Origin of the sequence: Corallococcus sp. AB011P (assembly GCF_003611605.1) — a bacterium.
GTDB lineage: Bacteria > Myxococcota > Myxococcia > Myxococcales > Myxococcaceae > Corallococcus > Corallococcus coralloides.
Window position 1 is genome coordinate 1 of the sequence record NZ_RAVX01000066.1, and the last position, 1,221, is coordinate 1,221.

Here is a 1,221-nt window from a genome sequence, read left to right on the forward strand (position 1 = left end):
GCGGTGCGCTCAACCCGTCAACGCAACACCTGGTGCAGTTTGGCGGCGGGAGTTTCGAACCCCAGGGTCTTTCTCGGACGCTGGTTCAATCTGAGGGCCACTGCGTCTAGTTCTCGCTGAGAGAGAGTTGAAACGTCCGTTCCATCTGGGAAGTACTGCCGAAGGAGCCGGTTCGTGTTCTCGTTCGTTCCGCGCTGCCAAGGCTTCCGTGGCTCGCAGAAGTAGATGGAGAAGTCAGTCGCCATCGCGAGTTCCCGGTGCTTTGCGAGTTCCGTTCCGCGGTCCCACGTCAGGGAGCGTCGGAGTGTTCGGGGCAGCTTGCGTGCCGCGACGGTCAGGGCCCGGACGACGTTGGCGCTGTCCTTCCCGGCGACCTTCACGAGCATCGTGAAGCGCGAGTGCCGCTCGACGAGCGTGGCGATGTGGCTGTTGTTCGCGCCGGCCAGCAGGTCGCCTTCCCAATGTCCGGGTACCGCCCTGTCCTCCGCCTCCGCTGGGCGCTCCCGAATCGAGACGGCGTCCTTGATTTGACCGCGTCGCTGACCGGCCGTGGTCGCCAGCTTCGAGCGCCGCATCGTCCGGCGCGAGCGTAGGTGCTTGACGAGCTCCCTCTTCAGCACGCCGCGAGCCTGAATGAAGAGGCTCTTGTAAATCGTCTCGTGGGAAATCCGCATCAATGGCTCCTCAGGGAACACTCGCGGGAGCGCTCCGGCGATTTGCGCGGGCGACCAGTCTTCCTGGAGCTTCTTGGCGACGAACTGCCGCAGCTTTGAGTTCCCTGCCAGGCGGCATGGTTTCGGACGGCGCGCCCGCTTCCACGCGCTGTCATCTGCTGGCGCAGCTCGGTACCCTGAGGCACCGCCATTGCGTGCCACTTCCCGTGTGAGGGTCGACGGCGATCGCCGCAGCGTCCTTGCGATTTGCCGCAGGGAGAGGCCACTGGCCAGTCCTCGTGAAATCTCCTCTCGCTCCACCACCGTGAGCGCCAAACGAGAGCGTCGCCGTGCGGGAGGCACGAAGCCTCCATTGGACGAGAGCACGTTGTGCACTGTCCCTGGGACGCGACCGAGTGCCCGGCTGATGTCACTCAGGGACTGCCCAGTCTTCCACTGCCTCCAAATTTCGGCCTTCTGGTCCGCGGAAAAGCCCTGACGTCTTCTCGCCACGCACAGCTCCTCTCGACGGGTAGCGCCTGTTGCGTCGACCCATTGAGTGTGCCGC

Annotated in this window: 1 protein-coding gene; it reads right to left on the reverse strand. The window is 64.5% G+C overall.

Going from position 1 to position 1,221, the window contains the following annotated elements; translation table 11 throughout:
* Window positions 1-17: 17 nt before the first annotated feature.
* Window positions 18-1,166, reverse strand: coding sequence for an IS30 family transposase (locus D7X30_RS41345; protein ID WP_120568467.1), 1,149 nt, complete (start codon window positions 1,164-1,166; stop codon window positions 18-20).
* Window positions 1,167-1,221 lie beyond the last annotated feature (55 nt).